A 21,707-nucleotide genomic window follows, 5' to 3' on the forward strand; every position below is an offset into this window, starting at 1 on the left:
CACACAAGACATTTCCGCCTGGATGACCCACGCCTATCCTGGAATATTCTTATGTCAAATGCTCTAGGGCAGCATTCCAGCCAGTGCCAACCCAGCCATCGACAGCACCGCCGCCGCACGTAGGCCGCTCGCCACGCCAATGGCCGCGCGGGGTGTGAGGCGGTCAGCCATGCTGCCCAGCAGCGGCGCAGCAAAACGCGGCAGACTTCCAGCCAAGAACACCAGCGCCACCGCCCGCTCGTCGGGCAAAGTGCTTAGGCCCAGTGCCAAAAACGGCATGGCAAGACTGAGCAGCGCGTCGCCTAGCGACATGCCCGCCATGCCCGCAAGATACGTCCAGAAGCCGTGTGGTAAATGGTTAGAACTGGCCCTCGTCATGCCTTCCAGCGTGTGCGCTACGCTACCGAAAATGCCGCAGACAATTTTGGGTAGCTATACGGGCGAGTGGTTTACGGTGCAGACGCCAGAGCAGGCGCGCTTGCTGAGCGACAGCGCGGCGGTACAGATGCTCCAGCCATTTCTGGGGCGTACGTTGGGCGCAGCCGAGGCCGCACGTGAGGCAGGCGTAAGTGTAGAGCGGCTGAGCTACCGCATTCGGCAGTTTGTGGCGGCGGGTTTGCTGAAAGATGTGGGCGAGCAGCCGAGACGCGGGCGGCCCGTGCGACTCTACCAGGCGGCAGGCGGTATCTTTTTGCCTTTTCAGCACACGCCGTTTGAGGACCTTGAAGCGCAGATAGCGGTTCAGCTTGAGCCTATTCAGAGGGCCAAAGTCCAGGCCCTCGCCCGACTACTGACCGAGATGCATTCGGATGGCCGGGTACTGTACCGCGACGAGGTTAGCGGCAAGGTGCATAGCGAAGCTGCTTCTTCTCTCACTCCGCATGCGGCTTGGCGCGGCAAGGGTGGCAACCGCACAGGCAAGCTCTGGCTGAGTAGGGCACAGTTGGCAGAATTGCAGGCGCTATACGACAGCCTCAGTGAGTGGGTCACTGCACTGGAAACCGGGCCACGTGCGGGTGCAAAGCCCTACTTGCTGGAGCTAACGCTGGTGCCTTTGGAGGAGTGAGGCGATAGAGTGTGTCTGACAGGAGTTCCGTTTATTCCGCTATAGAAGAAGTGTGGTCAGCCAACTTCTAATGTCGCGTTCTGAGCACTCCCGCAGTTAGGCTGTGAGGTATGGACTCTGTATCTGCACATCCCATTGTGCCTTTTCCGTTGGCTGCCTTACTGCTGCCCGTCACCATATTGATCGTGATTGGTAGCGGTGCTTTGGCCTTTTTGGTTGTCCAGCAACGTATTATTGCGCTCGGAGGCGCGGTACAGTGGCGTGAGTCATGGGGGTACGTGGAGGCGATAGAAAATTGCCAAGAAGCCCACAACCGTTCAACACCACAGAGTCTTGTGAAGATCAACTACTCATACGATCTCAATGGGCAGATGCACAAGGGTGAACAGAAGATTCCGCTGACGGAATTCACTAAACGTGTACCGAAAGGTTTACATGCTGGTCAGCGAGTGCCTGTTTACATCTTCCAAAACATGTCTTCTCTGTTGCCAGTTGAAGGTGACATGTGGGTGCAGATTGTGGCTGGCGTAGCAAGCCTTCTTGCAGGAGTATTTGCTGCGAATTTTAGTATGTTGATTATTATTGCTTCTATGTCATTCTGGCAGCCAGGAATATTTGAAGCGATGGTTGCCGTCCCTGTCTACATTTTGGAATCTCTGATGGGAAATAAACCAAGTTGGCCGCCATATTCTCAATGAGTCATGCCAGTGCGCTCCAGCGCCCGAATCCCTGCGTAGAGCCGTTCATTGACCGGCGTGGGCACCCCGTACTCCCGCCCCAGCTGAATCACCGTGCCCGCGAACAGCTCCAGCTCGGTCGGGCGGCCCGCTTCCAGGTCCTGCGCCAGCGACGGCTTGGCGGCGGGGTCCAGGCTGTCCATCACGCGCACCCAGTAGGCAAAGTCGTCCTCAGTCAGCCCCACGCCTGCGTGCGGGGCCAGGGCCAGCACCTCGCGCATGGCGGCCAGGAAGGTTTCGCGGGCCTCCCCCTGCGCCTGCACCGTGCCGAAGGTGCCCCGGTACAGCGCTGCGGTCTGGTTGATGCCCACGTTCAGCATCCACTTGCCCCACAGCCGCCGGGGCATCTCTGGGTCCACCGAGTGCGGCAGGCGGGCACGGCTGAAGAAGCGGTCCACCGCCTGCACCCGCGCCGCTTCGCCTGCATCATCCGTCATCGGGCCGATCACCAATTGGCCCCGGTCACGGTAGACCAGGCGGTTGGCTTCTTTGCGGGCGTCCATCTCCTGCGCCACCGCGTACACGATGCGCTCAGGGCCAAAGTGCCGCCCCAGCACCTCCTCGCTGGCGATGCCGTTGAGCGCCGAGACAATCAGGGTGTGCTGTCCCAGCTGGCTTTCAATCAGGGGCAGTGCCGCGTCCAGCGCATGGAACTTGACGCAGACCAGCACCAAGTCGGCTGGGGACGGGGTGTCCTGCGGCGTCAGATACACAAAAGGCACGCGCTGCCCGTCCATCCATACGCCTTCTGTGCGGTAGCGTTCAGCCCGCGCCGGGTCAGCCACTGCCCGCACTGCCCCAGCGGGCAGCCCCGCCGCCAACTGGCCCCCGAACAGGATGCCCAGCGCTCCCAGGCCAACAATAGAAACGGTGTGGATGTCCGGACACTGTGGCTGGGTCATGCCAGGGACTGTAGCGCGTGAGGGCTTCAGACTGCGCAACCGTGCCGCCGCGCCGGTGACGGGCCCCAGGCGCTACAGTCGGCGCTGTTATGCCACCTGCTGTTTCCACCCACGACATCACCTTCGATTCTTTGCAGGGCGACTTCAGTGCTGTGCTGGGCGAAGTGGCCCGGCTGCGGCTGACGCTGTTCCGCGAGTTTCCGTATCTGTACGAAGGCACCGCCGAGGCCGAAGCCGAGTATCTCCAGACTTATGCTCAGGCTCCCGGTGCCCTGCTGATTTTGGCCCGTGACCGCCGCGCAGGTGGCCGGGTGGTGGGGGCCTGCACCGCCGTCCCGCTCGCGCACGAGGGCGAAGAGTTGCAGGCTCCCTTCCGCGCCTCTGGCCTGGACCCAGCGCAGGTGCTGTATCTCGGAGAAGCGCTGCTGGAGACGGAGTACCAGAGCCTGGGCCTGGGCGGGCAGATGATGGACCGCGCCGAGGCCCACGCAGACGCGCTGGGCTTGCCGCTGGTGGCCGCCGCGATGGTGCAGCGACCCGCCGACCATCCGCTGAAGCCCGCTGGGTGGCGCTCGCCCCGCCGATTCTTGGAGCGGCGCGGCTACGCCATGCGCCCCGAACTGGATACCACGCTGACCTGGCAGGAACTCGGTGAAGCCAGCCCCAGCCCCAAGCCCATGCGGTTTTGGGTGTTGGAGCGTGGGCGCGGTAGTGCCGTCTAAAGGTCTAAAAGTCTAGAAGTCTCAGAGTCGAGAGGTCCAGGGGAGATGCTTCTCTTTCCCTTAGACGCTTAGACCTTTAGACCTTCAGGCAAGGAGCTGGCTCCTCAGCGCCAGCCCAGGCCCGGAGCCACGTCCTTCACGAACGTCTCTATGACATGGGCGCAGTAGTCCACGCCCAGTTGGTTGGGCACAGTCAGCAGCAGCGTGTCGGCCTCGGCAAGGGCTTCGTCGGCCCGCAGCTGCTCAATCAGTTTGTCCGGCTCGGCGGCGTAGGAGCGGCCAAATACGGCGCGGTAGCTGTCAATGTGGCCGAACTGGTCGGTTTGGTCACGGTCACGTCCGAAGTAAGCCCGGTCCAGGTCATTCACGATAGGGAAGATGCTGCGGCTGACCGAGCTGCGCCCCTCGTAAGCGTGGCCCGCTTCCTTCCAGGCCTGCTTGAAGGCCCGAATCTGCTCGGCTTGCTGAATGTGCAGCGGCTGCCCGCCTTCGTCCTGCTTGAGCGTCGAGGTCTGCATGTGCATGCCCAGGTGGGCAGCCCACTGTGCCGTGGCAACACTTCCTGCGCCCCACCAAATCCGCTCACGCAGGCCCTCCGAGTGAGGTTCGAGTCGCAGCAGGCCACCAGGATTGGGGAACATGGGCCGGGGATGCGGCTGCGCGAAGCCCTCACCCCGCAGCAGGTCCAGAAAGACCTGGGTATGGCGGCGGGCCATGTCCTGCTCGGTTTCGCCCTCGGCTGGCGCGTAGCCGAAATAGCGCCAGCCGTCCACCACCTGTTCCGGCGAGCCCCGGCTGAGGCCCAGCTGCAAGCGCCCGCCGGAAATCAGGTCGGCTGCACCCGCGTCCTCGGTCATGTAAAAGGGGTTTTCGTAGCGCATGTCAATCACGCCAGTGCCGATTTCTATGCGGCTGGTTTTGGCGCCGATGGCGGCCAGCAGCGGAAAGGGCGACGCCAGCTGCCGCGCAAAGTGGTGAACCCGGAAATAAGCGCCGTCCGCGCCTGCTTCTTCGGCGGCCACAGCCAGGTCAATCGACTGGAGCAGAACGTCGCTGGCCGAGCGGGTCTGCGACTGCGGCGAAGGCGTCCAGTGGCCGAACGAGAGAAATCCGATGTGCTTCTTCATGCGTTCAGGCTAGCGCTTTTGGTTTAAAAAGCAAATCGGTACATTTTATCAATCCAGCTCCAGATCAATTCAGCTTTGTGCCTGACCTGAGGTTCTGGGCGAGACTTGCCTCAGTTGTCGTCCTGTTCGTCTCCACCGCCGTCTTCGTCCTCTTCGCCGGTATCTGTGTCCTCGTCGGTATCTGTGTCATTGCCGTCGGCGTCGCCTTGCTGGGCGCTGCTCTGGGCCGGGGCGGAGGTGTTCCCCGGCTGCGGGCCAGTGCAGGCGCTCAGGAACAGGGCCAACATAAGGGTCAGGGGCAGAAGCCGTTGCATGTGGCTTACCGTAGCGGGCGCAGGCCGCTGCCGTGCGCTTGACACCTTCATGAAGACCCAACGCCAACCTAAGAGAAGCATGAAAAAAGCTGCTTTGCTGTTCATCCCGCTCTGGCTCGGCTCCTGTGGTCTGTCTGGTGACCTTCAGCCACCCCGCGCCCTGCATACCGAAGCTGGCCTGGAGGATTTTGACCGTCAGAGCCTCAGCACTCGCCCTGGCAAGAGCGCCCGCTTTTCGCTGGACGCCGAGCCCGAATACATCACGGTGAGCCCCGACAGCAAGACCGCCTATGTGTCGCTGCAAGAAAGCAACGCTCTGGCGGTCTTGGACATCGCAGGCGGCAAGTTTACGGCGGTGCATCCGCTGGGCTTCAAAGATTGGCGTGGCTCGGCCCTGGACGCCAGCGACAAAGACGGCAAGGTCAATCTTCAGCTCTGGCCGGTGCTGGGCGCGTACATGCCCGATGCCATCGCCAGCTACCGCGTGGGTGGTCAGACCTATATTCTCAGCGCCAATGAGGGAGATGGCCGTGAATACGCAGGCTTTGAGGACGAAGTGCGCGTCAAGGACTTGCTGCTAGACCCGGAGAAGTTCCCGGATGCCGCCACGCTCCAGGGCAGCAGTGCGCTGGGCCGCCTGACTGTCAGCCGCGTGGATGCCGACACGGACGGCGACGGTGACGCTGACCAGCTGGTGTCGTTCGGCGGGCGCAGCCTGAGCGTGTGGAGCGCTGATGGCAAGCTGGTGAGCGATACCGGCAGTCTGTTTGAGCGGACGGTGGCGGCGCAGCGTCCGGCGGCCTTCAACTCCGAGGGCACGGCTGAAACATTTGATACCCGCAGCGACAACAAAGGTCCCGAACCCGAAGCCCTGACCGTGGCGCAGGTGGGGGGCAGGAGCTTTGCCTTTGTGGGGTTGGAGCGCAGCGGCGGCATCATGGTGCTGGATGTGAGCCGACCCGGACAGCCGCAGCTGGTGCAGTATTTCAACGATACCGACGCTTCAGCCACCGCAAAAAGTGGGCGGGCCGGTGACCTGGCTCCCGAAGGACTGCTGTTCATTCCCGCTGCCGACAGTCCTGCTGGCCGCAACCTGCTGGTGGCGAGCCATGAGGTCAGTGGCAGCGTCAGCATCTACGCCGTGGCAGACAGCGGCGAGTTGTCCCGCCTGGGCCGTTATCAGAGTGAGCCGTTCGCCTTTGGGCAGGGTGTGGCCGAAATCAGCGCCTATGACCCCGGCAGCAAGCGGCTGTTTACCGTGAACGGTCAGACCGGCGGCCTGGACATTCTGGACCTGAGCGATGTGACCGCGCCGCGCCGCGTAGACTCGGTGGACCTGAGCGCTTACGGCAGAGGGGCCAATTCGGTGGCCGTGCATGACGGCGTGGTGGCGCTGGCCATTGCCGCTGGCACCAAGACGGACCCCGGTCAGGTCGTGCTACTCAACCCCCAGGGCGAGCTTCTGGCTCAGCCGGTGCGAGTAGGGGCGCTGCCTGACATGCTGACCTTTACCCCGGATGGCCGCACCATCTTGGTGGCCAACGAAGGCGAACCGTCGGATGACTACAGCGTGGACCCGGCGGGGAGTGTCAGCATCATTGATGTGCGCCAGGCACTGGCCCGGCGCTGAGTGACGTTGGGGAAGCGGCTACGCCATTTGGCCGATGTGGACTCTGGTTCCGGTCCCGTAGGCTGAAGACATGATAAGTCCGGCCTCTCCCTGCTCAGCGCGGCGGTCCCTGGGTTACCAGACGGACCTGGCCGTGCTGGCGCATCAGGGTGCCCGTTGTAGCCAGCGGGACGGCTACCTGGCGGTCCAGACACCGGACAACCCGGAGTTCTGGTGGGGCAACTTTTTGCTGCTGCCGGAACTGGACGCCCGCACGCCGCTCTGCGAGTGGCTGGCCCGCTTTGCCGCTGAGTTCCCGCAGGCCCGCCACTGCACCCTGGGTCTGGATACCCTGGAGCCACCGGACCCGCAGGTGCTGGCGGCGTTCACAGCGCTGGGATTCACCCTGGTGCGTTCAAGCGTGCTGACGGCTCACCAGACTGCGCCCTGCCGCGCTCTGCCTCCTGGCACCGAGCTGCGGCCCCTGCGCAGCGGCGACGACTGGCATCAGGCGCTCAATCTGGGGCTGGCCCTCAACGCCGCCAACCCGGAGCCGCTCCCCGGATATCTGCCGTTCCTGGAGGGCCGACTGCGGCTGCTACGGTGGGCGCAGGAACGCGGCGAGGGGGCCATGTGGGGTGCTTTTGTCGGCGGTCAGCTGCGTTCGTCGCTGGGCATCTATCAGGGAGGCCACCAGGGTCAAGTGGCACTGGCCCGCTATCAGCGTGTAGAAACCCACCCCGAGTGGCGCTCGCAGGGTCTGGCAGGCGGCCTGGTGCATGCAGCGGGCGAATGGGCACGGGCGGCGCTGGGTGCTCACATCCTGGTAATTGTGGCTGACCCGGAGTATCACGCGCAGGCGCTGTATCAGGGGTTGGGCTTCAGCGTGCGCGAATCCTGTTGGGGGCTGCAGCGTCCGCCCGCGCCAGAGGCAACTTGACCTGGACTTTAGGGTTGGGGGCCCTGGCGCAGCCTTCGTTTACTCTGACCGCATGACTGATGGTCCCCGTCTCATTATCGTCCTGGGTGCCTTGCTGCTGGCCCTGGGATTGCTGTGGGCCTTTGCGCCCGGCGTCCTGAAATCCCTGTTCGGCTGGTTCGGCCACTTGCCCGGCGACATCAACCACCGCAGCGGCAACACGTTCGTCTTTATTCCGTGGGTAAGTATGTTGGCCCTCAGCCTGGGCTTGTCGCTGCTGAGCGCCCTGTTCAGAATGTTCCGCTGACCACTGGTCCGCTTGTGGCTTGGCCTAAACTGTAAGCATGTCCGACCAGACCATTACCATGTACACGACCAGCTGGTGCCCCGACTGCATGATTGCCAAAAAGGCGCTGGCAGCCAAAGGCATCGCCTTTACCGAAGTGAACATCGAGCAGGATGAGAACGCCGCCGAGCGCGTGATGCAGATCAACGGGGGCAAGCGCAGCGTGCCCACCCTGGTCTACGGTGACGTGGCCCACAGCCTGAGCGGCTTCCGGCCCCAGAAGCTGGACGCTTTCCTGGCCGAAGCTGGCCTCTAAGCGCTCTATAAGCCAGGCCCCCGCCCAGTCAAGTGGCGGGGGCCTTTCTCTTGGGGCCGGGGGTTCAGATAAAGCTGCCCAGGTTCAGCGGCACACTGTAGCCGCATTCGCGCTGCTCGTTCATGAAGTGCAGGCTGACAGGCCCGCTGGGGTCAAATTGCAAATTGGTCTGGCCCTCGGCGGGCGTGGCGTCAAAGTAGTACACCACCGTGCCGGACCACAGGCCATCCGCGCCCTGTTTCCAGTCGGCCACGTAGCTTTGGCGCACCGGGCTCAGCATGGTTTCGCCGGACTTCAGGCCAGCTTGGTAGGCGCGGCGGGTCTCTTCGGTGGCCGCGCCGCTCACCTTGACATCCACCCGCAGCAGGTTGTCGGCCATGCGTGCGGCGCGGGCCTGCTCGGTCAGCACATCGCTGGCCTTGAGGTTGAGCCACGCCTTTTTGGCGTTGACCGCCTGCCAGTACACACTGTCGGCCTGTCCGCTGGCGGTCACACTCTGAATGCGGCTGCCCGCAGCAGAGTTGCCTGGCTCGGCCTGCCAGTTGCTCAAGCAGGTTTCGGGGCCTACGAACTGGGTCACGGCACCGGGGGTTTTGAAAGCGCCGTTTTCTACCGCCAGATTCACGGTCTGGTAGGTGGGTTTGGCATCGGCCACTGGGCGCTGAAACGCCGTGTCAATCACTTTTTGGGCGGTGGCCTCATCCAGCGTGGGGCTCCAGGCCAGGGCCGCTGGCGTGAGCAGGGGCAGGACAAATAGGGTCAGCAAAGATTTACGCATGGGATTCCTCCTGGAAATGGGTGTGGCTTTATAGGGATAGCAGCCGGAGCTGAACGGAACCTGAACAGAGCAGCGAGGTCAGTACAGATACGCCAGGCGACATTCCGAATTGACCGACTGGAACTGTGCGGCAGCGGCGGGCCCCAGCTGCGCCGAGCTGAGGATTTCGCGGGCGGTGGCGTCAGGGTTGCGGGCCAAAGCAGCGGCTTTGATGACCGTGTACTCCCCAAAGGCCGACGCGATGTCGCCTTCCGAGCGGAAATAGGTCAGCAGCCCTTCGTTGGCCAGCTGACCGTCCACGTTGGCGGCCTGCTGGGGCGTGGGCCACAGCCGCTCCCCGCTGGGCCCGTAGATGTAGCTGAACTGGTCGCGCTCGAACTTGCCCAGGCCGCGCACATCCACCACCACGGTGCAGACTTCGCCGCCGCGCTGGCCGGTCTGGTCCAGGTCGCTGCCGGCTGGAGATGCAGGTGCGTCAGCTGGGGGCGTGGTCACTGGGGGCAATCCCACTGGCGCGGCCACTCCGGGTGCTTCTCTTTCCGGGGTGGGCGTGGCTGGAGTGCCCGCTAGGGGGCCGTTCTCTGGCTGGTCTCCGCCCGAAGGCTCTGTCGGTGGGCCTTCAGGCGCGGTTGTCGCGGGGCGGGCCGTTGTTGCGCCGTTGCCTCCCCCAGTGGCTGGGGCCGTCTCGGGGACGGAGCCGCCCTGCTCTGCGCCGCCGCCAGCCGTACTGACCGGACCTTCTGCGGGGCTTGGGCCGCTCTCCGCCGTGCCGGACTGGGGAGCCTCGCCCCGGCCAGCGGGTGGTTCCGGTGCTTCGGCGGTGGCGTTGCCGCCCGCAGCTGCTCCCGCCGCAGGCTCGGGCGTCTCCGCTAGGCTGTCCGTTCCGGCTGGGCCAGCCCCACGCTCCGGGGCGGTCACGGCGGTCACTGGCGCGCCCTCTTCCTGCGCGGCTTGCTGGGCAGCGGACCCCGCTGGGGCTGCCGCGCTGTCAGCGTCAGTGCTCTCGGGAGTGCGAGCGCTAGGGTCACCTTCTCCCCCTGTGGCAGGCACAGCGGTTTCCGGAATCTGAGCTGCTGGAATTTGGGCTGCCGGAATCTGGGCTTCTGGGCCCCGGCTGTCTGAAGGCAGGGCGCTGGATTCCTCCGTGCTGGGAGCTGCACCCGCCCCTGGGGTGGCCGCTACGGGAGCGCTCGGCGCTTCTGGAGAAGAGATGGGAATGTCTGCGGCGGCAACCGGCGCTGCGGGGACGGCGGCTGAATCCGTTTCGGAAGCAGCGTCGGGGCGGGCGGCTGTGGGCTCTCCGGCAGAGGGTGGCTCAGCGGTGGGCTGTGGTGCCGTGGTCGCCGGGTCGGTAGGACGGGCCGGTGCCAGCGTCCCAACTTCGCTTGCCGCGTTTGAGGCTTCTGGACGCGGCGTGCTTGACGTTGGGGCCGCTTCAGCGACCACATCAGACGTGCTGGCCGGAGCTGCCGGGGCACTGTCTAGAGGAGCGCTGGCCACCGGTTCAGTGCTCACCGGCTGACTGACAATGGGGGCGCTGGGCGGCACCTCGGTTTCGGTGATGGGCGTGGCCGCTCCGGGCGAGGGAGCTGGGCGTTCGCTGGCCGGAGTGGGTGCCGGAGCCTGGGCCACAGGAGCTTGTATTTCTGGAGCCTGGATTTCCGGAGCTTGGATGTCTGGAGCCTGGGCCTCCGGCTGAGGTGCGGCTTCTGCCAGAGATTCCTGGACCTGGGCCTCCTCGGTGGCGGGAAGGGCCATGGCTGGAGCAGGCGCAGGCTGGGCCACGGCATCCGCTGGGGCTTGGGGTTCTTCGGGAAGGTCGGCGGTGGGGGGCTCTGGAGCCACCGTCGCTGTGTCTACGGACCCTGTGTCTACGGACCCTGTGTCTGCCGTCACTGGAGCCGCTACTAAAGGAGGTTGGGCTGCAGAAGGCTGGGCCGCAGGTGCAGGAGGGGAAGCTTGGAGGCTGGGCGTCTGCTCCGTAGGCGCTGGGCTGATGGTCACTGGGCTGATGGTCACTACCGGGGCCAGCGGCGCGGGCGTAGACTCGGCCTCCTGAACGGGGGCAGGTGGAGCTACCGGAGGTTGGTTGGGCTGCGGGGCCTCTGCTGCGGGTGCGGCGGGCGAAACTGTGACTGTAGGCGAAGGGGCTGGGCTTGACTCCGCTGGGGCCGGAGCCTGGGCCGCGCTGGTGGGCCTTGCTGGGGAGCTGCTGCCCGCCGCCTCTGCTGCCGGTTCAGGAGCGGCAGTGTCAGGGGTGGCTGACCCTGACTCCGATGTCCCTGAGTCCAATGACCCTGTGCCCGCCGAAAAGTTCTCACGGCGGGGCAAGTCCTGAAGCTGGCGTGCCCCAGCAGCTGCCTCTGGGCTGGGGGCAGGCGCAGCTTCAGTCCCAGCGGCTCCTTGGCTGCCAGAAGGCTCTGAGGTGCCGGTTTGCGTTGCCGTACTCGGCTGACCTGGGGCCAGCGCCACGATTTCCAGTGGGGCGTCCTGTGGATTGCGGACCGTATTGTTCTGGGGACCGCCGCCCCCCCCGCCAGACACCGTGACCGAGGCCGCCGGGGGCGCAATGATGGTGGCATTCCACAGGTCTGGCGCCACTTGCCGGATCAGCAGCAGTCCGAGCAAAAGCCCACCGTGAACGAGCAGGCTCAGGGCAGCGGCGCGCATGTCCTCCGAGCGCTGCTGCTCCTGATGTCTCCAGCTGGTCACTGCCCGGCTCCGGTGCTTTCTGCGCCGCGTGCCTCTTCGGTACTCAGGGCCAGACGCTCGCCACCTGCCGCTTTGATGGCGTCCATTACCTGCACCACGGTGCCGTAGTTGCCGCTCTGGTCCGCGCGCAGTCCCACGATGCCGCCCGACGCCTTGACCAACGGGGGCAGCTGCGTCGCCAGGTCTTCTAGGGTGGTCAGTTCGCCCGCCAGGTAGATTTTGCCTCCGGCATCTATGCTGACCACCGGCAGGTCAGGAGTCTCCTGCACGGTGGTGCTGGCACGCGGCAAATCCAGCGGCAGGGCCTGCTTGGCCGCTCCATCTTGCAGCGAGCTGGTCAGAAAGAAAAAAATCAGCAGCAGCAGCACCACGTCCACCATCGGTGCAAAGTCGAAGGTGACTGGCGTGTCCTCACGCAGTCTGCGGCGGGCGGGGCGGCTCACCTCACGGCCCCCTTGGCTCCACTCGTTCCGCCCAGTGGCAAGTAAGCCGTGTCCGTATCGGTCAGGGTCTGGCTGCGGGCCGCCGCAGGCATGGCCGGACGACTCAACCAGCTGGGCACCTCTTCCCGGACCCGCTCGGCAGCTGTGGCAATCCGGTCCGCCTGGGCACGCAGGGCATTGCGGGCCAGGTAGGCGATGATGGCCACGACCAGACCGCCCGCCGTGTTGATCAGCGCTTCGCTGATGCCCTGGCCCAGTTCGGCGGGGGTGGGATTGGCAGCATTGGAAAACACCAGGAAGGACCGCACCATTCCGATCACGGTGCCGAGCAGGCCCAGCAGCGGCGCAATCTGTGCAGCGGTGCCCAGGGCATTCAGACCAGCGTAAATACGGCTGTCCTCAGCCAGCAGCGCCGAATTCATGGCGGCCTCGGCAGCCTGCGGCCCACGCTCGGCCCGCGACAGCCCAGCCCGCATCACGTTGGCCGCCGGTGAGCCGTGCCCCGCGTAGTCCAGCTCGGCCAGTGCTGCGCTGGGGCCGGATTCAGCGGTGGTGGCCCGCGCCCGCTCAATCAGGGCGGTGGGGTCTTGTCCCAGCCGGGACAGCGTCTGTGCCCGTGCAAAGGTCACAAACAGCACATAGACCGAGAGGGCGACAAGAACATAAAAGACGGGCCCAGCCGCCTGGATCAGCTGCAAAATAGTCACTTCCTACCACTACCACGCCGCTCAGTGGCAAGCGTGAAGTGAAGCTGACGGGCGAATGAGAGCGGCTGCATCCCTGCCCGCTGTGTCTCTGCCCACTGCATCCCTGCCCACTGCGACCAGCCCCAGCACGCCCAGACTTGCCTGAGGTGGACTGCTTTGCTGTGGCCCCGACGCCATGACATCTCCTGAGCCTTGCCCCATGTTCCGGTCCCGCTCTGTGTGCCGCACTCGCTACGTTTGCAGAAGGCATTTTTTGTCAACTGCCCTAAGTGTTCTCCAAAGGCAGCCTGGCGTGTCCCGCGCTAATCTGAAGGCATGACCGACAACAAGGAACAGGAAATCAGCAACGTGGACCTTCAGTTCCAGCGCACCCGCGACGAGCAGCCTGGCCGCAACGATGAGCTGGAGGCTGAAGTAAATGCCGAAAACGCCCGCGCTGGCGAAGGCCAGTTCCGTGAACAGGGCATGGACCGCCATGACGTGGGCGTAGAAGACACCATGGACGCCAGCGACCCGCCCAGCACCAACATGGGCCAGGACGAAAACGACTACGGCGAGAAGTAAGAAGTAAGAAGTCATTCGTAATCTCCCTCGCCCGGGGCAAGAAGGCCAACTGGTCTCCTTGCCCCGGGCATGTTGCTGTGCCGCGCTTGCTCTAAGCATTTAACAAAAAGACCCTTTGTCTTTTTGGCGAACGGAGTGAGGGCAAAACAAAGAGCAGGACGGACTTGTAAAGCTCCGTAGGAGAGAATGGAGCTATGTGGAGTGGGGTTCTACGCATAGCGTAATTCGGAGAACTGCTCTAATGCGTCCATGACCGACTATGTCTTCACGGCGGCGGGCATCCGTGCGCTGGATGCCCGCTTGGACGCGGCGGGGCTGCTGGAGCTGGCGATGGAAGAAGCGGGTCGGGCCGTGGCCGCCGCGCTGCTGGACCTGAGCGCGGAGAGGCCCGGGCCATTCGCGCTGCTGGCTGGCGGCGGAGCCAACGGGGGAGACGCCCTGGTGGCGGCCCGGCATCTGCACGCGGCGGGGCGGCAGGTCCGTGTTCTGGCCGCGCCGAGTCCCCACCCGCTGACCCAGCGCAACCGGGAGCGGCTGGCCGCTGTAGGTGTGGCAGTGGAGCCGCTCAGCGCTGAGGCGGTGGCGACTTTGGGGCCGGTTGCAGCCTGGGCGGACGGCTTGCTGGGCACCGGCATCAGCGGTGAGCTGCGGGGAGAGCTGGCCGCTGTGGTGGAGGCGCTGAATGCCCGCACCTGCTCCGGGCTAGAGCCTGTTCTGGCCATTGATCTGCCCAGCGGCCTGCTGGCAGACCGGGCGGATGCGGGGCCGCTAAGCGTGCGGGCGACGCACACCCTCGCTCTGAGTGGGTACAAACCCGCGCACCTGTTTGGCCCGGCGGCGGAGCGCTGCGGCACGCTGACACTGGCGCGGTTGGCGGTGCCGCCCGCTTGGGCAGAGGCGGAAGCGCGGGCCACCCGGTTCACAGACGCCGAGTTGGGGGCGTGGCTGCCCCGGCGGGAAGCCAGTGCTCACAAGGGCACGGCAGGCCGGGTTTGGGTGGTTGGTGGCTCGGCGGGGATGGAAGGTGCGGCGGCTTTGGCGGGGGTAGGGGCGCTGCGGGCCGGTGCCGGGCTGGTCACCCTGCACTCGGAAGCCGAGTTGCCGCTGCCTATGCCCGAGCTGATGCGGACCCGTCACCCGTCGCTAGGCCAGTGGGTACAGGAGGAAGGGCAGCGCCCGGATGCTGTGGCCCTGGGTATGGGCCTGGGGCCGCAGGCCGCCGCCCTGGCACGCCAGGTACTGACCTGGGCCGTACCTACCGTGCTGGACGCAGATGCCTTGCAGCCTGAGCTGAGCGGCCTGGGTCATGTCCAGTGCCTGTGGACCCCGCACCCCGGCGAGGCGGCGCGGCTGCTGGAATGCAGCGTGGCAGAGGTGACTGCCGACCCCCTGAGCGCGGCGGAGCAGGTGCAGCGACGCTATGGCGGCGTAGTCGTGCTCAAAGGTGGTCCCAGCGTGGTGGCCTGGGCCGGTGGGCTCAGTGTGGCGCGGGGCGGGCATCCTGGCATGGCGAGCGCAGGCATGGGCGACACCCTGGCAGGGATTCTGGCGGCGCTGCTGGCAGCTGGCATGGCTCCGCAGCAGGCCGCAGCAGCGGGTGTGCGGCTGCATGCCCGTGCGGGCGAGCGGGCGGCGCGGCGCTTTGGCTATGGCCTGAGTGCTTCCGATGTGGCCGCCGAGCTGGGCGGGGGCTGGGCCGACCTGGGTGGCCCGGCGGCGGACCCCCGCGTTCCCTGCCCAACTCCAGCTGGAGGTGCGGAGCTGCGCCGCCCGGAACTGCTCTAGACTGGGGACGTGACCTTCTCATCTTCTGCTGCGCCTCTGGCGGAAGCCCCAGACCGTGATCTGCTGGAGCAGGCGTTGGCGCAGGCCCGTGCGGCGGGCAGCGGTCCGGAGATGGCAGCGCTCGGCACCTGGCTGGAGATGCGTGCTCTGCTGCGTGACAAGCGCCCGGAACAAGCCCTGACCGTGCTGGAAAGCTGGCTGGCCGACTTGGAACCGGATGAGCGGCTGAGTGGGGCCCCTGTGTCCGCCACTGTGTCCGCAGGGCCAGTGCCTCCCCGTCTGCCCCAGACGGCGGCTGGAGTGCAGTCGGCCCTTCAGGACCCCGAACTGCCCGCCCACCTGCGTGCCCTGAGCACCCTCAAGCGCTGGCAGACTCCTGCAGAGGCGCGGGAGGCGCTAGCGGGAGCGCTACACCACGCGCTGACCCGCGCCGAGGCGTGGAACCTGTTGGGCGTGTTGGCGGCGGAATCGGGCGAGCCGCAGCAAGCAGCGGAGGCGTTTGCTGCGGCGCTGAGTGCCGACCCCGGCCACTACCGCGCCCTGACCAACCGCGCAGGTCTGGCCGCCGAGCGCGGCGATGACGCCAGCGCCGAGGCAGACCTGCGCCGCGCCCTGGAACTCAATCCCGAACATCACGCCGCCCATCAGAATCTGGGCGTGATTCTGCGCCGTCAGGGCAAGCGCAGCGAGGCGGTGCGGGCGCTGAAGCGGGCGCAGCAGCTGGATTACCGTCAGTCGGGAGCCCGCAGCAGCGATCAGGCGCGGCGTGAGCTTGCCGGCCTGCCACGCTTGCCGCGTGCCGCCTGGATAGCGCTGGGGCTGCTGCTCTTTTTTGGGTGGCTGTGGCTGTCGGGCCGTGCACCTGCTTGAGCTTGGCTGGGGGGGGCACGCTGCTTTGGGGCCGACAAGGACCAGGGAACAGTTCCACCGCGCAGATGTGAAGCAGACGTGCCGCGCCGCCTCTTAAACTGAGGAAGAATGAAACTGACTGGAGCCAATCCAGCCTCCCGCAGCAGCGGTGGGACACTGGGACTAAGAACCGAGCTGTGGCAGATGCCGCTAACTTCGGTGTGTGAACTGATCCATAGCACCTCGCAGACCGGCCAGCTCCGAATCGAGACGCATCTCGCGGGCAGCGCATTGCCGCTGGAGATTCACTTTTTGCGCGGTGAGGTGACGGCGGCAAGCATATTGGACTGGCGGGGGCTGGACGCTCTGTACAGCTTTCCGCAGACGGCCAGCACCGGCTGGGCCGAATTCTGGCAGCGCCCCGTGGTGTCCGCGCCGCCGCTCGCCCCCTTTCTCAACCTGCTGGGCGAGTGGGCACGTCTGAGCGACGAGTGGCCGCGCAGCTGTGAACAGATCCTGAGCCCCGCGCAGCGTTTTTATGGCGAAGTGGCTCCCTTTGACCGACAGGGTGGGGCCAGTGCGCACTGGGTGGCGGCCCAAAGTGGCCAGCCTCTGTACGATGTCTGCGGACAGCTGGCGGCACTCCAGCAAGCGGGGTTTATTCGGCCCATTCCGGACAGCTTCGAGTGGGACCGCTTGGTCCTGCCCGCCTGCCAGGATCAGCAAGCCCTGCGTCAGAGTCCGGTGCTGCGGCTGCTGGACGGCCACAAAACGCTGCGCCAGCTGATGGAACGTGGCGTGACCCCGGACGAGCTACGTGCCGAGCTGCCCGCGTACCTGGTGCGGATGGCTCCTTTTCCTGGCAGTGGGCGTACCCTGCGCGACTGGCTGTGGGAGCAGGACGCTGTGCAGTCGGATCTGCTGATGAGCTGACCCAACGGGCTGACGCCGCTCCAGTGTCACAGAGCAGCGCGGGCGGACTTCCAGCCAGGAGCACAGGCCCAGCAAAGGCCAGAGCTACACCGGGTGAGAGCGGTCCAGCCGTCTCATCTTGCCGTCAGTGTAGGAAGTTCCCGGCCTGCCCGCCTCTGCATTTGGCACTTTGCCGCCCCGCGCTACACTGCCTCTGATGTTGCGTACCCTGACCCGCTTGGCCGTGCCCGCTGCGGCCTTTGTCATAGGCAGCTTGCCGCTGGGGCACCTGCTGCTGGCCCGCCGCCGCAAAGACACCCGGCTACACAGCGCCCACAACCTGGGCGTGGAAAATGTCTGGCGCGAGCTGGGGCCTGAGCTGGCCCTGGGCACCGCTGGCCTAGACGCCGCCAAAGGTGCAGCGGCGGTGGCGCTGGCCCCTACTCCCGCTTCGGCGCTGGCGGCGGGCGTGGCAGCGTACCTGGGCCACCTGAACCCGCCCGCCGCGCTGTACCGCGACCTCTCCCCCGAATACGGCCTGCCGCGTGGCCGGGGCAATCTGGTGCTGCTGGGTGTGTTTGCGGCGCTCAGCCGTCAGGGCTATGGTGCCCGCGCCCTGCTGCCGCTGGGGGTGTACGCCGCAGCCCTGGCCGGGACGCGCTACGCCAGCGCCGCCACCCTGGCAGGCCTGGGCGCTTTTGCCCTTAGCCTGCGTGACCGCCCGGCCCGTGAACAGGCGCTGGCGTATGTGCTACTGCTGAGCGCGGCGTGGCGCTTCAAGGAAAATATTGGCCGGATTCTGGACGACACCGAGCCAAAGGTGGGCCAGAGTGTGCCGCTGGCTGGCAAGCGCGACGACCAGGTGGTCACAGCGTTCATGATTCATCCCCTGCGGATCAGTGACCTGTGGACTTCCAGCGCCCGCTTTGCCTGGATGCAGCCGCTGTACGAAGCCGGGCTGATTTCCGACGACTTCGTCAAGTCGGTCACGGCCCGCTTCCGGCCCATGAAGGTGGGCGAACTGCGCGGCATTCAGACCGAGCAGGGCAAGGAAATTCACTGCTACCTGCTTAGTGCGCCGCTGCTGCCCGACCAGTTCCGCGACGACCCTGAGTTGGCGACCCGCAAGGCCATTGAGGGTGCCCGGTTGGCGCAGGAATTGGGTGCCGAGGTCTTTGGGCTGGGCGCATTCTGGAGTGTGGTGGGGAACAAGGGTCAGGACGTGCAGGACGCGGTGCCCGAGCTGACCATCACCAACGGCGGGGCCTATACCTCTGGCACCATCAAAGCGGCCATTCCGGGCATCTTGGAGCACTTTGCCGCGCAGGGCCGCGACCTCCGCCACGCCACCGCTGCCGTGGTGGGGGCCAACGGCGTGGTGGCCTTCGGGATTGCCCGCACCATCGCCCCGCAGGTGGGCAAAGTCATCATGGTGGGGCGCAACCTGGAACGGCTGGAGCGCAGCGCCCAGACCCTTCGCCGTGCCAACCCGGAGACCGAGATTGTGACCACCACGTCCTACGACACGCTGAGGGAAGCCGAGCTGATTTTCACGGCCACCTCGGACCCTGACCCGGTGATTTTTGCTCAGCATGTGCGGGAAGGGGCCTGGATTTTTGACGAAGGCCGCCCCGCCGACGTGGACGAAAGCGTGCGGGACGTGCCCGGCGTGCGCGTGATTCCCGGCGGTGTGGTGCTGCCCCCCGGTCAGATGACCAGCCGCATTGACCTGCAATTTGGCGAAGGAGCCGTGCCTGCTTGCTTGGCCGAGACGCTGATTATTGCGGCCACTGGCGAGCACGGGCGCAAGAGCCTGGGCGGCAGCACCAAAACCGAGAATGTCAATTTTTTCGTGGACAAGGCGCAGGAGCTGGGCTTTACTGTGCTGGACTGACCTGGGCAGAGTTGCCAGCGCCTGACCGGAGCGGTGCCTGCCCCAGGAAGTGACTGACCAGAGAACCGTGGAGCTGCACTCAGTTCCACGGTTTTTTGTGGACAAGTGGCGGCATCTGGCCGGGAATGACCGGTTGCGCGGTTAGCGGGCCGCTCTCTTCAGGGGCCGCAGCCGCCCCAGCCGGTGAGCATTTCTTTACTGTTGCGGCGGTTTGCTACCGACTGCCGAGTCCCGTCCGATTCGCGTCAGGCCGCTGCATTAGGCTGGGTTCGACATGCCCGCTCTCTGCCTGCGCCGCTTTTCCTTGCTGAGTGCGCTGGGCTGGGCCGCCCTCCTGCCCGCCGCTGCGCCGCCTGCCCGCGCACAGACGCTGGAAGTGCCGCTGTATCTGTCGCGCCCGGTTCAGCCGCGCCTGGAAGCTGGGGCTTACCGCTGCCCACCGCCCCAGCAGCGGGCGGTGCGGGCGGCCTGGGAGGTGCTGCGCGGCTACGGCGAGACGGATTTTTCCTGCGGCAACGCCTTCGTGGACTATCTGGAAACGGCCAGCCCACTGCCGAATGCCGGGCCGGACGCTTTTGCCAGGGCCCACCGGCAGATTGTGGCGGCCCGCGCCGAAGTGCTGCTGACCAACATGGACTTTTATCCAGAGCCGGAGGCACCGACCTGGGCGCTGCTCGACACGTTGGCGCAGCTGTACCGCCGCGTGCAGGCCGGGGGGCGGGCGGCCTATCCGCAGGGCATGAGCGTGCGGCTGCATCTGGGCAATTATCCGTTGCCGGTGCGGCCTGCGCGCTGGATGGCCGCCGAGCTGGCTGAAGGGCTGCTGGTGCGCGGGGTGCCGCTGCATGACCCTGCCGTGGGCTGGGACCTGCGCCTGGCCCACTACCGGCTGACGCCCTACAGTCACATCAAGATGCAGGTGGTGGATGGGCGAGAAGTGACCGCTGCGGGCTACGGCTATGGCCGCAACTGGTTGCCCGCGTCGCCCGCCGCGCCGCAGGGTGGAGGCGTCAGCGACCTGGGCCTGACCCTGCGTGGGCCAGCCGCGCAGAATGCCGCCGCTGTCTTTGCCGACCTCTGGGCGCTGTCGGATGAGCTGAGTTGTCCGGCAGAGGTGCAAGCTGGTGAAGTGCGGGAACGCTGCTCCTGGCAGGCTGCCGGGGCCCTCACCCGTCCCGCGCTGGCCCGCGCGGTGGTGCGGGCGGGCGACTCGGCGGCGCTGGTGCTGTACCGGCGCACGGGTTATCCGCAGGCGGACGCGGCCCATCTGGCGCTGCTGGGCGCGGCGCAGCGCGAGATAGACCTGCTGCACACTTCGTTCAGCGCTCAGGCCAACTGCACGGCGGTCCAGCCGTGGCCGGACATCTGCTGGGGGATGCCGTTGCCGCCTTACTTTGCCGCCTTGCTGGACGCGATGGAGCGCGGCGTGCGGGTCCGTGTGCTGACCATGGACCACAGGGCGGAGGGCCTGCAAAATCGCAGCGGGGTGCTCATTCTGCGCCGGGCTGCTCAGGAGCGCGGCCTGGGCCACCTGTTGGACGTGCGGGCCACCACCTATCCCATGCACACCAAAGCCCTGCTGGTCGACGGTGAGGCGGCGCTGACCGGCAGCATGAACTTTCATTTCTCGGCCTGGGGCCGGGCTGGACTGGCCGAAGCGGCCCTGCTGACCGACGACCCTTTGGCGGTGGCCTGGTTGCAGGGGCGCTTTGACGCCGACTGGCAAGCCCGCAGCCGCCCTTTTGTGACCAATTCTCCCCCGCCCAATCTGGAATAGTGGCAGGCATGATCAAGCGCATTCACCTTGCCAAACCACGCGGCTTTTGCGCTGGGGTGGTCATGGCGATTCAGGCTGTCGAGCAGGCCGCCGACCACGAGGCTCAGCCTGTGACCGTTTATCACTCCATCGTCCACAACCACACGGTGGTGGACCGGCTGGCACGCGGCAAAGGCGTGAGCTTTGTCGAGGACTTGGAAGAAATCCAGCTGCTCCCCCACAGCACCGACACGGTGGTCTTCAGTGCCCACGGCGTCAGCCCGGCGGTGCGTGAACAGGCCCGTGCCCTGGGGCTGGCCACGGTGGACGCCACTTGCCCGCTGGTCACCAAGGTCCACACCGAGGCCCGCAAATATGCGGCTGAGGGCTATACCATCCTCCTGATTGGCGACAGCGCCCGGCACCAGGAAGTGATTGGCACGCAGGGCGAAGCTCCGGAGAGAACCATCTTGATCGGTGTGGAAGGCAAGGTGGGCGGCGGCCTGCATGACCCGCGCACGGTGCAGGTGCCGGACCCGGAAAAGCTGGTGGTGCTGACCCAGACCACCCTGAACGTGGACGACACCCGCCAGACAGTGGCGATCCTCAAAGAGCGGTTCCCGGCGCTGGTAATTCCGCCCAGTGAAGACCTCTGCTACGCCACCAAGAACCGTCAGGACGCGGTCAAGGCGATTGCGCCGGGGGTGGACGCCTTCTTGGTGCTGACCTCCACCCATTCCAGCAACGGCATGCGGCTGCTGGAGCTGGCGCACGAGCTGTGTGGCCGCGCCGAGCGGCTCGAAACCGCTGCCGACCTCGCCCACATTGACCTGAGCGGCGTGGAAAGTCTGGGCATTACTTCCGCCGCCAGTACGCCCGACGATCTTGTGCAGGAGGTGGTGGCCCACTTCCGCGCCCTGAACCCCGCGCTCGAAGTGGTGGAAGAAGGCGAGTGGGAAAATATCCGGTTCCGCCCGGCCAAAAAGGTGAATCTGGACGGCTCGCAAGAAGCGCTCGTCTGAATCAGGGCTGAGCGGCGCTGGAAGGCTCTGGCACGGTGCTTGCTGGGCTTGGCTCCACAGGCTGCGCCAGAAACCAGACTCCGCCCAGCAGGAGCAGGGCCAACAGCAGGCCTAGCACCAGGGCCGCCACAGTTCGGAACAGGGTGTTGCCTTGCCATTGCCCTGTGGACTGCTCCAAGTCCGCCCGCACCTGCGCCCGGTACTCTTCCTCAGCGCGAATGCGGGCTTTGGTCTGCTCGTCGAGGTGGGTCATAGGCTTCAGCATAGGCTGGTGCGCCCGTCAGTGC

At 65.9% G+C, this 21,707-nt stretch carries 23 protein-coding genes; 14 read left to right on the top strand and 9 right to left on the bottom strand.

Annotated elements, in window-relative coordinates:
• Positions 1-63 precede the first annotated feature (63 nt).
• Positions 64-378 carry a hypothetical protein gene (locus tag IE158_RS07530; protein WP_189643050.1) on the bottom strand — a complete coding sequence of 105 codons (315 nt, stop codon included), beginning with the start codon at positions 376-378 and terminating at the stop codon, positions 64-66.
• Positions 379-409: 31 nt separating this feature from the next.
• On the opposite strand from IE158_RS07530, the gene IE158_RS07535 reads away from it, so the two are divergent.
• Both IE158_RS07535 and IE158_RS07540 read left to right on the top strand, forming a co-directional pair.
• The gene (locus tag IE158_RS07535; RefSeq protein ID WP_189643051.1) at positions 410-1,066 is read left to right on the top strand and encodes a hypothetical protein; all 657 of its coding nucleotides are present in this window, start codon (positions 410-412) and stop codon (positions 1,064-1,066) included.
• 110 nt (positions 1,067-1,176) lie between these two features.
• Positions 1,177-1,764, top strand: coding sequence for a hypothetical protein (locus IE158_RS07540; protein WP_189643052.1), 588 nt, complete (start codon positions 1,177-1,179; stop codon positions 1,762-1,764).
• Here the strand turns inward: IE158_RS07540 and IE158_RS07545 are convergent.
• Complete coding sequence (locus IE158_RS07545; protein ID WP_189643053.1) at positions 1,758-2,705, bottom strand: ketopantoate reductase family protein; 948 nt, start codon at positions 2,703-2,705, stop codon at positions 1,758-1,760. The genes IE158_RS07540 and IE158_RS07545 overlap by 7 nt on opposite strands.
• 89 nt (positions 2,706-2,794) lie before the next feature.
• Here IE158_RS07545 and IE158_RS07550 point away from each other — a divergent pair, with 89 nt between their 5' ends.
• Positions 2,795-3,427, top strand: coding sequence for a GNAT family N-acetyltransferase (locus IE158_RS07550; protein ID WP_189643054.1), 633 nt, complete (start codon positions 2,795-2,797; stop codon positions 3,425-3,427).
• Positions 3,428-3,531: 104 nt separating this feature from the next.
• Here the strand turns inward: IE158_RS07550 and IE158_RS07555 are convergent, their stop codons facing one another.
• Entirely contained in the window at positions 3,532-4,554 is a 1,023-nt protein-coding gene (locus tag IE158_RS07555; RefSeq protein WP_189643055.1) for an LLM class flavin-dependent oxidoreductase, read from the bottom strand.
• 110 nt (positions 4,555-4,664) lie between these two features.
• Positions 4,665-4,868, bottom strand: a complete 204-nt coding sequence (locus tag IE158_RS07560) for a hypothetical protein (RefSeq protein WP_189643056.1) — start codon at positions 4,866-4,868, stop codon at positions 4,665-4,667.
• Positions 4,869-4,947: 79 nt separating this feature from the next.
• Here IE158_RS07560 and IE158_RS07565 point away from each other — a divergent pair, with 79 nt between their 5' ends.
• The 4 genes from IE158_RS07565 (at position 4,948) to IE158_RS07580 (ending at position 7,998) form a co-directional block, all read left to right on the top strand.
• Positions 4,948-6,498, top strand: a complete 1,551-nt coding sequence (locus IE158_RS07565) for a choice-of-anchor I family protein (RefSeq protein WP_189643057.1) — start codon at positions 4,948-4,950, stop codon at positions 6,496-6,498.
• A 70-nt stretch (positions 6,499-6,568) separates the two neighbouring features.
• Positions 6,569-7,417 carry a GNAT family N-acetyltransferase gene (locus tag IE158_RS07570; protein WP_189643058.1) on the top strand — a complete coding sequence of 283 codons (849 nt, stop codon included), beginning with the start codon at positions 6,569-6,571 and terminating at the stop codon, positions 7,415-7,417.
• 52 nt (positions 7,418-7,469) lie between these two features.
• Positions 7,470-7,703 (top strand): DUF2905 family protein, encoded by a 234-nt coding sequence (locus tag IE158_RS07575; protein WP_189643059.1) that lies wholly within the window; start codon positions 7,470-7,472, stop codon positions 7,701-7,703.
• 37 nt (positions 7,704-7,740) lie between these two features.
• Complete coding sequence (locus tag IE158_RS07580; RefSeq protein WP_189643060.1) at positions 7,741-7,998, top strand: glutaredoxin family protein; 258 nt, start codon at positions 7,741-7,743, stop codon at positions 7,996-7,998.
• Positions 7,999-8,062: 64 nt separating this feature from the next.
• On the opposite strand, the gene IE158_RS07585 is transcribed toward IE158_RS07580, so the two are convergent.
• The 4 genes from IE158_RS07585 to IE158_RS07600 all read right to left on the bottom strand — a co-directional run bounded on the left by IE158_RS07585 (position 8,063) and on the right by IE158_RS07600 (position 12,638).
• Positions 8,063-8,776 carry a hypothetical protein gene (locus tag IE158_RS07585; protein ID WP_189643061.1) on the bottom strand — a complete coding sequence of 238 codons (714 nt, stop codon included), beginning with the start codon at positions 8,774-8,776 and terminating at the stop codon, positions 8,063-8,065.
• A gap of 78 nt (positions 8,777-8,854) precedes the next feature.
• Positions 8,855-11,488 (bottom strand): hypothetical protein, encoded by a 2,634-nt coding sequence (locus IE158_RS07590; protein ID WP_189643062.1) that lies wholly within the window; start codon positions 11,486-11,488, stop codon positions 8,855-8,857.
• Positions 11,485-11,931: an ExbD/TolR family protein gene (locus IE158_RS07595; protein WP_189643063.1), complete on the bottom strand. Its 447-nt coding sequence runs from the start codon at positions 11,929-11,931 to the stop codon at positions 11,485-11,487. The genes IE158_RS07590 and IE158_RS07595 overlap by 4 nt, the downstream gene beginning before the upstream one ends.
• Positions 11,928-12,638: a MotA/TolQ/ExbB proton channel family protein gene (locus IE158_RS07600; RefSeq protein WP_189643064.1), complete on the bottom strand. Its 711-nt coding sequence runs from the start codon at positions 12,636-12,638 to the stop codon at positions 11,928-11,930. Before IE158_RS07600 ends, IE158_RS07595 begins: the two co-directional genes overlap by 4 nt.
• Positions 12,639-12,953: 315 nt before the next feature.
• Between IE158_RS07600 and IE158_RS07605 the strand changes: the two genes are divergently transcribed.
• From IE158_RS07605 to ispH, 7 genes are all read left to right on the top strand, one after another.
• On the top strand, positions 12,954-13,202 hold the full coding sequence (locus IE158_RS07605; RefSeq protein WP_189643065.1) for an M-like protein: 249 nt from the start codon (positions 12,954-12,956) through the stop codon (positions 13,200-13,202).
• A 249-nt stretch (positions 13,203-13,451) separates the two neighbouring features.
• Positions 13,452-14,987 (top strand): NAD(P)H-hydrate dehydratase, encoded by a 1,536-nt coding sequence (locus IE158_RS07610; protein WP_189643066.1) that lies wholly within the window; start codon positions 13,452-13,454, stop codon positions 14,985-14,987.
• A gap of 9 nt (positions 14,988-14,996) precedes the next feature.
• Positions 14,997-15,857, top strand: coding sequence for a tetratricopeptide repeat protein (locus IE158_RS07615; protein ID WP_189643067.1), 861 nt, complete (start codon positions 14,997-14,999; stop codon positions 15,855-15,857).
• A gap of 108 nt (positions 15,858-15,965) precedes the next feature.
• Complete coding sequence (locus tag IE158_RS07620) at positions 15,966-16,769, top strand: DUF4388 domain-containing protein (RefSeq protein ID WP_189643068.1); 804 nt, start codon at positions 15,966-15,968, stop codon at positions 16,767-16,769.
• 196 nt (positions 16,770-16,965) lie between these two features.
• Positions 16,966-18,642: a glycerol-3-phosphate acyltransferase gene (locus IE158_RS07625; RefSeq protein WP_189643069.1), complete on the top strand. Its 1,677-nt coding sequence runs from the start codon at positions 16,966-16,968 to the stop codon at positions 18,640-18,642.
• Positions 18,643-18,916: 274 nt separating this feature from the next.
• Positions 18,917-20,419 carry a phospholipase D-like domain-containing protein gene (locus IE158_RS07630; RefSeq protein ID WP_189643070.1) on the top strand — a complete coding sequence of 501 codons (1,503 nt, stop codon included), beginning with the start codon at positions 18,917-18,919 and terminating at the stop codon, positions 20,417-20,419.
• A gap of 8 nt (positions 20,420-20,427) precedes the next feature.
• The gene (gene ispH / locus IE158_RS07635) at positions 20,428-21,420 is read left to right on the top strand and encodes a 4-hydroxy-3-methylbut-2-enyl diphosphate reductase (protein ID WP_189643071.1); all 993 of its coding nucleotides are present in this window, start codon (positions 20,428-20,430) and stop codon (positions 21,418-21,420) included.
• A gap of 1 nt (position 21,421) precedes the next feature.
• Here the strand turns inward: ispH and IE158_RS07640 are convergent, their stop codons facing one another.
• The gene (locus IE158_RS07640) at positions 21,422-21,673 is read right to left on the bottom strand and encodes a hypothetical protein (protein WP_189643072.1); all 252 of its coding nucleotides are present in this window, start codon (positions 21,671-21,673) and stop codon (positions 21,422-21,424) included.
• Between the last annotated feature and the right edge of the window lie 34 nt (positions 21,674-21,707).

The organism is Deinococcus piscis (genome assembly GCF_014653275.1).
In the GTDB taxonomy this organism is placed as follows: Bacteria; Deinococcota; Deinococci; order Deinococcales; family Deinococcaceae; genus Deinococcus; species Deinococcus piscis.